This is a genomic window from Acetobacteroides hydrogenigenes (genome assembly GCF_004340205.1).
In the GTDB taxonomy this organism is placed as follows: Bacteria; Bacteroidota; Bacteroidia; order Bacteroidales; family ZOR0009; genus Acetobacteroides; species Acetobacteroides hydrogenigenes.
On the sequence record NZ_SLWB01000019.1, the window covers coordinates 58,637 to 66,441 of the forward strand.

Below are 7,805 nucleotides of genomic sequence, written 5' to 3' on the forward strand. Positions count from 1 at the left end.
TGTGAAGATTTGTAACAAATAATCAGGGCTCTTTATCCCCTCCTTGGGAGGGGAAGGGGTGGGTTTTTCATTATTTCATCTTTGTTGTTGTTCTAATTGGAAGCCATTGCCTAGTGTTAAAATAAAAATTGAATTAGAAATGAAGTATTTACTTACGTTGCCCGATAATGCTGCCGAGTCGTTTTACGGTGTTGAGAACCGTAGCGAGGAGTCTTGGTTTGTAACTTCCGATCCTCAAGGAAAAAAGATAGGATCGGGGGGTGGTACAGCAAACCTTTTGGCAGAAGCCTATTTTAAGTCGGGCAATGCTAACTTTGATAGCTGGATTGTAAACGAAAAGAAAATAGTTATACACGCAGGAGGCGAGAGCCGAAGGTTACCTGCCTATGCGCATACCGGAAAAATACTAGCTCCGATTCCAGTTTTTCGATGGGGAAGAGGGCAAGCCATTAACCAGAACCTGCTGGATATTCAGCTTCCGCTATTGGAAGAGATAATGGCTAACACCAACAGCAACCAAAATACGCTTATTGCAAGTGGCGATGTACTTATTCGGAATAGCGGCGGGTTGCCATCGTTCCCCGATGCCGATGTAATCTGCTTTGGGCTATGGGGTTCTCCCGAAAAGGCTGCAAACCATGGGGTGTTTTTTACACCCACTGATGGAAGCGGAAAGCTATCCTTTATGCTTCAAAAGCCAACCAATAGCCAGATCGCTGAGCATTGCCGAGATTACCACTACCTCTTAGATATTGGCATTTGGGTTTTAAGTGATAGGGCTGTAAGGCGCTTAATGGATAAGTGCGGATGGTATTCAGCAACCAAAGGCTTTGAAGGTGGTACCCCCAAGAACTACGACCTATACAGCGAGTTTGGCTTAGCGCTTGGCGAAAATCCAACTGCTATAGATGATAAACTGGCTGATTTAAGCGTAGCGCTAGTAACGCTCGAGAATGGCGAATTCTACCACTTTGGGAGAAATAGCGAACTTATTGAATCTACCGAAAGGTTGCAGAACCTTGTTGTCGATCAGCGCGAGATATGGCATAAGAAGGTGAAGCCTCATCCATCAATATTTATTCAGAATTGCGATAGCGGCATTACTTTAGATTCAAACAATCAGCATCTATGGTTCGAGAATTCCTATCTCCCTTCGTCATGGAAGATATCGAATTCGCATATACTAACCGGCATCCCAAAAAATAGCTGGTCGTTAACGCTGCCAGCAGGTATCTGCTTGGACGTAGTACCTATTCAGGACGATCTTCACGTAATCCGTCCTTACGGCTTTAATGATGAGTTTAAAGGTGATGTATGCTCTGTCGAAACTAGGTGGTTAAACCATCCTTTAGCCGATTGGTTTGCAAAACGAAATATCAGTATAGACGGAGAACTTGGTGTTGATATTCAGCAGTACCCTCTATTCCCTGTTATCAATATAAAAGATGTTGATGGAGGATTTGTAGAGTGGCTGGTGAGCGATGAGCCTGCACTGTCTGAAGAGTACAAGCGGCTATACCTAGGCTCGGAGCGGATTTCTGCATCGCAAATATGCGCTAAAGCCAATCTGAAAAGGCTCTACGCTCAACGTGAGGAACTGATGGTTCAGGCAATCCCTCAGCTGGCAAAGAACTATAGGAATAGCGTCTTCTACCAGCTCGATTTGGATAATCTTGCTAAGATTTGCGCTAAGAATAGCGTTGTTATACCGGAATTGGAAGGCGTTAGTGGAATGCAGAAGGTTGGCGACCTAATGCTTCGATCGAGGATCAGCCACTATAGCGGGGCTATAGACAGTTACGAGGAGGAGGCTTTTACAGAACTGCAGCGTTGCGTGCTAAAAACGCATACCGCAAGCAAGGTCCATCCGAAGCTTAGCGTAAAAGACGATCAGATTGTTTGGGGGCGTAGCCCTTTACGTATCGATATTGGCGGGGGATGGTCTGATACCCCTCCGTACTGCTTCTCCAACGGCGGGGCTGTGGTAAACGTTGCCATTGAGATTAACGGACAGCCGCCAATTCAGGTGTTCGTAAAGCCATCCGAAGAAAGGCGAATTGTTATTAGTTCCATCGACCTAGGGGCAAAGGAGGTGATATCATCCTTCGAAGAGTTGGAGCAGTTTAATGTTGTAGGATCGCCCTTTAGCATTCCAAAGGCAGCGCTTTGCCTGGCAGGATTCCATAGTAGATTCTCGGCAGTACAGCATCAGAGCCTCCAAGATTTGCTCGATGACTTCGGTTCCGGTATCGAGATATCCATCCTCTCTGCAGTGCCAAAAGGCTCAGGATTGGGCACCAGCTCGATATTGGCCGCAACGGTGTTGGGTACGCTCTCCAATTTCTGCGGATTGGAGTGGGATAAGCTCGAGATTTGCAGCAAGACGCTTGCGTTGGAGCAGCTGCTTACCACTGGAGGTGGCTGGCAGGATCAGGTAGGCGGAGTTCTTCATGGCGTTAAGTTGATTGAAACGACTCCCGGATTCGAGCAAACGCCGGTTGTGCGCTGGCTGCCTACCGATTTGTTTGACTCGCCACAAACCAAAGGGACATTCTTACTATACTATACCGGAATAACCCGCACGGCAAAGAAAATTCTAGCGGAAATCGTCAGAGGAATGTTTCTTAACTCCTCATCGCACCTGAATACGCTGGGAAAAATTAAGCAGCATGCCGGCGATGTGTTTGAGGCCATCATGCGGGGCGACCACGCTCTGCTTGCCAGTTCGGTTGCCAAGTCGTGGAAGTTGAATATGGCGCTCGATAGCGGTACATGCACCCCTGATATCCTAAAGATAGTTGAACCCGTAAGCAGCGAGCTCCTTGGATTTAAGCTGCTGGGAGCCGGAGGCGGCGGTTTTATGCTGATGGTTGCAAAGGATCTAGAAGCAGCCGCACGTGTTAGGGGACACCTAGAGGCAAACCCGATAAATAGCAAAGCACGTTTTGTGGAGATGACCGTATCGAAGACAGGCTTTCTGGTAACTCGAAGCTAGTTCGGAAGATAATGTTTAATAGGGCAAAAAGAGTTGCAACTTTTGCAGCTCTTCTTTGTATTAGGGGCTTCCATATCTCATTTTTCTTTTTCATCCCAAAATCACTACCTTGGCGCTCCTATTATTGTCGTGTTTGATAAAGTTATAAAGTTATGCAGCTAACTGTATTCATTATGGCGGGAGGTTCGGGCGAGCGCTTTTGGCCGCTCTCGACCCGCGAAAAGCCTAAGCAGCTTCTTAAATTGGTAGATGAGAATCGCAGCCTCATTCGTATGACTGTAGATCGCATTCTTCCAATCGTTCCTGCTGAGCGTATTTTTATTGGCACCAATGCCATTCAGGCTAAGGGAATAGCAGAGGAATTACCAATGCTACCTGTTGAGAATATCATAATTGAGCCTCTCTTCAAGGATACTGCTGCTGCAATCGGATTCGGTTCGGTGGTAATAGGCGAGAAGTACCCCGATGCTACAATGGTGGTGCTGGCATCCGATCATCTTATAAAGAATGAGGAGAACTTCTGCAAGCGTATTCTTACCGCAGCTGAGGTTGCTGAGGAAAAAGGGGCAATCGTAACGCTTGGTATCAAGCCAAACAAGCCCGAAACCGGCTACGGATACCTCGAAACAGAAGAGTGCTACATTGGTGAGCCAACTCGTGTGGTTCGCTTTTGGGAAAAGCCAAACCTACATCGTGCCGAGGAGTATGTGGCGTCAGGAAGATACCTGTGGAATAGCGGCATGTTCATCTTTGGTATAAATACCATGATGGGCGCATTCGAAAAGTACCTGCCTAAGCACGCTGCTACGTTGGAGAAGATCGGAAAGTTGGGCGAAGCCAAGCGCGATCATACCAACAAGGAGCTAAACGAACTCTTTGGTACCTTTGAAAAAATCTCTATCGACTTTGGTATTATGGAGAAGTTCGACAACACCTTTGTAATTCCTGTTGATTTTGGATGGAACGATATTGGCAGTTACCCTGCTCTCGACGATGTTTTCGAGAAGACCGAGCAAGGTTCTGTTGTTAAAGGTAGTACGGTTGTAGAGGTTAGCGCTGGGAACAATATCATTCTTGGTCAGGAAGGAAAGGTAATAGCAACCTTAGGCGTTAAAGACTTAGTGATTGTAGACACAAAAGATCAGCTGCTTATTTGCAATAAGGCCGATGCCCAAAACATAAAGAAGGTATTGGAGATTCTGAATAAGTAACTAGGGAGAAGTGAATAGGGAAAAGTGAACTAGCGATCAGGTGAAAAGGGAACCGAGAGGTTAGATTTTTCATCTTTCATGTTTTCATTATCCCTGTCTTGATATTAGTATCTCAAATCTTATATAAGCGCTGCCGAAGTGGTCTTCGGTGGCGCTTTTTTGCATCTCGAAATAAATAGCGTACAATCTGGCGTCTAAGTCAATTTTTCTACCTTTACGGGTCGAATCTAAAATATGGTACAATTGTCAAGTTTTAAATCGTGGCTTAAGGCTGCACGTCTGCGGACGTTACCGTTGGCCCTATCCAGCATTATTTTAGGAGGAGCGCTGGCTGCGTTCGAGTTTCAGGCAAGGTGGGATATTCTTGCATTGGCGTTGGTAACAGCACTTTTTTTGCAGATACTTTCAAATTTTGCCAACGATTACGGCGATTCAGAAAAAGGAACCGATAATCAGCATAGGGTAGGCCCTAAGCGGACGGTTCAAAGTGGTGAGATTAGCCCTGCACAAATGCGCAAGGCAATGGTGGTAATGGCATTGCTAGCGTTAGCATCGGGCTTAACGTTGGTGTTTGTAGGAACAAAGGGTATTGCTATCTGGAAAACACTTCTTTTTATCGTATTAGGTCTTGGCTGTATTGCTGCCGCGGTAAAGTACACGGTTGGCGAAAAGGCATACGGCTATCGTGGATTGGGCGATCTTTTCGTATTTATATTTTTTGGGCTTACAGGTGTTGTAGGAACCTATTTTCTTAGCACCCAGCAGGTGTTTTGGGGGGCTTGGCTTCTTGGTTCATCTGTTGGACTGTTTAGCGTAGGGGTGCTAAACCTAAACAACATGCGCGACATAGTAAACGATCGCAACTCGGGGAAACTAACTATTCCCGTAAGGTTGGGATTTAATAGGGCAAAGCTTTATCATATTGGACTAATTGGGGGTGGATTGCTTTTTGCATTGATTCATACGGTGGCCTACTTTCAATGCTGCTGGATGCTGCTTCCCTTTCTTTCAGTCTTTCTATTTGTCCGCGATCTTAAGGAAATAGTGCTGATAAAAGATCCAGCGATGCTCGATCCCTATCTAAAGAAGCTATCGCTATCGACTTTTGTATTTGTGCTGCTGTATAGCGCTGGCTTATATTTGTCGATGATTTAAGTGGTGAGTAGTGAGTAGTCAGTAGTGAGTAGACCGGTACTACTAGTATTCCAAATCTCACATCTCAAATCTAATATCTAAAAGATGAACGCAACCGTTGTTCCATATACGCTCCAGTTTGCACGCCCTGCCGGAACTTCGCGTGGGGTGTACAATATTCGTAAATCGTGGTTTATTGTTTTGCGCGATGGCAGTAGGGTAGGAGTAGGCGAGTGTGCTCCGTTGCCTAATCTCAGCTGCGACGATTTGCCCAACTACGAGGAGCGAATCGACCATTTTTGCAGGATTATCGAACGTGATGGAGGTTTCGACCTAGAGGAACTTCGGCAATATCCTTCTATCCTTTTTGGCTTTGAAACGGCGCTTCGCGATTTACACTCTACGAATCATATTCTATGGGATACGCCTTTTTCAAGAGGTGAACAGGGGTTAACCATCAATGGGCTAATCTGGATGGGCACTCACGAGTACATGCTTCAGCAGATAGGCGAAAAGGTTGAGAAAGGTTTTCGCTGCCTTAAGCTAAAGGTGGGGGCAATTGATTTTGACGAGGAGCTAGACCTGATTAAACGGATACGGCAGCGGTTTGCTCCCGACGATTTGGAGATACGCCTGGATGCAAATGGTGGCTTTACGCCTGCAAATGCACTTACACGACTATCGGACTTTGCTAAATACACCATTCACTCTATAGAACAGCCTATACGTGCCGGACAGATTGCCGAAATGGCCTGTTTGGTAAGAAAAACACCAATTCCAATTGCCCTAGACGAGGAGTTGATTGGCGTAAATACCCCATCTCAAAAACGGCTTTTGCTTGACGAGATTAATCCCCACTATACTATTCTTAAGCCAAGCCTTCACGGTGGATTAATGGGATCGCAGGAGTGGATTGATCTTGCCTCGGAGAGAAACATCGGCTGGTGGATTACCTCGGCTCTAGAATCAAATGTTGGCTTAAATGCTATTGCGCAGTGGTGTGCATCGCTTGGCGTTACCATGCCGCAAGGCTTGGGAACTGGGATGCTTTTTACAAATAACTTCGTTTCCCCTTTGTACATCGATGGCCAAGAGTTGATGTACCGAAATGGAGGTGTGTGGAACTTGAATGGGATAGTGAGTAGTGAGTAGTGAGTAGTGAGTAGTGAGTAGTGAGTAGTGAGTAGTGAGGGAACTACTAGTAACTTCAAATTCCAAATCTCACATCTCATATCGCAAATCAAATATTATGGACTATACGTTAACGTTAAACGGGAGTACATACAGTAGAGGGGAACTCCTTGATCTGGTATCTGAAAATGAAAGTTCACCAAAGGAGTATCTTCGACTTTTTTGGACGTTTATAGGCGAATGGTTCGACGATAAGGAGTATCTGGAGGTTTATACATCGGGATCTACCGGAAGGCCAAAAAAGATTAGGGTGCTGAAGCAGCATATGGTTAACAGCGCCCGAATGACCTGCAACGCCCTAGGCCTACAAACGGGAGATAGCGCTTTGCTTTGTCTGTCTACCGGGTACATTGCTGGTAAGATGATGGTGGTGCGTGCTATGGTTGCCGGACTAGACTTGACGCTTGTGGAACCAAGCGGAACTCCAACTATCGACAAGGACTACACCTTTTGCGCAATGGTTCCAATGCAGGTCTTTAATCTTGCATCGTCGGGGCATCTTGTGTTTTCGCTTAACCGTATAGGTAAGCTTATCATAGGAGGTGGCCCTATCTCATCAGACCTAAAGAAAATGCTAGAGCCCCTTACCGTTGCTTGTTATTCCACCTACGGTATGACCGAGACCGTATCTCATGTTGCCCTTCGGAGGTTAAATGGCAGCGGTAAACAGCATGCCTACTATCCGATGCCAAATGTAGCTGTAAGCCTTAACGAAGAGGGATGCTTGGTGATTGATGCGCCACTTGTTGCCAGCACTCGGTTGGAAACAAACGATATTGGCGAAATATCCCCTGATGGTTCGTTTAAGATACTAGGCCGATTGGATAATGTTATTAATACAGGAGGAGTGAAGGTGTCGCCAGAAGTGGTAGAGGCGAAGCTGAGCGGCTGCTCGAATGTTCCCTTTGCGATCTCTTGGCTTCCCGATCGGCAGCTGGGCGAAAAGGTAGTGCTAGTGGTGGAAGGTAACGGCGATTTTATACTTAACTACAAGGATATACTGTTGCCCTACGAAACCCCAAAAAAGGTTGTTCGTGTGGGTAAAATCCCGCTTACACCTAACGGTAAAATAGATAGGGTTGCCCTTCGTATGTTGATCTTTGCGACGGAATTGTAGTCTTAGTAAAAAAAAGAAAATATACAACCCTGTAATCCTCTTGCAGAAAAGAAAAATGGGTGTACTTTTGTCCTCGGAGAGGTGGCAGAGTGGTCGATTGCGGCGGTCTTGAAAACCGTTGAGGGTCAAACCTCCGGGGGTTCGAATCCCTCCCTCT

The 7,805-nt window shown here is 46.1% G+C and carries 5 protein-coding genes; all 5 read left to right on the forward strand.

Annotated elements, in window-relative coordinates:
• The first annotated feature begins 121 nt into the window (after window positions 1-121).
• Window positions 122-2,995, forward strand: coding sequence for a bifunctional fucokinase/fucose-1-phosphate guanylyltransferase (locus CLV25_RS14875; protein WP_449369356.1), 2,874 nt, complete (start codon window positions 122-124; stop codon window positions 2,993-2,995).
• 152 nt (window positions 2,996-3,147) lie between these two features.
• Window positions 3,148-4,206, forward strand: a complete 1,059-nt coding sequence (locus tag CLV25_RS14880) for a mannose-1-phosphate guanylyltransferase (RefSeq protein ID WP_131840459.1) — start codon at window positions 3,148-3,150, stop codon at window positions 4,204-4,206.
• Between the two features lie 243 nt (window positions 4,207-4,449).
• Window positions 4,450-5,361, forward strand: coding sequence for a 1,4-dihydroxy-2-naphthoate polyprenyltransferase (locus tag CLV25_RS14885; RefSeq protein ID WP_131840460.1), 912 nt, complete (start codon window positions 4,450-4,452; stop codon window positions 5,359-5,361).
• An 84-nt stretch (window positions 5,362-5,445) separates the two neighbouring features.
• Complete coding sequence (menC, locus tag CLV25_RS14890) at window positions 5,446-6,492, forward strand: o-succinylbenzoate synthase (protein WP_131840461.1); 1,047 nt, start codon at window positions 5,446-5,448, stop codon at window positions 6,490-6,492.
• Window positions 6,493-6,589: 97 nt separating this feature from the next.
• Window positions 6,590-7,648: an AMP-binding protein gene (locus CLV25_RS14895; RefSeq protein WP_131840462.1), complete on the forward strand. Its 1,059-nt coding sequence runs from the start codon at window positions 6,590-6,592 to the stop codon at window positions 7,646-7,648.
• The last annotated feature ends 157 nt before the right edge of the window (window positions 7,649-7,805 follow it).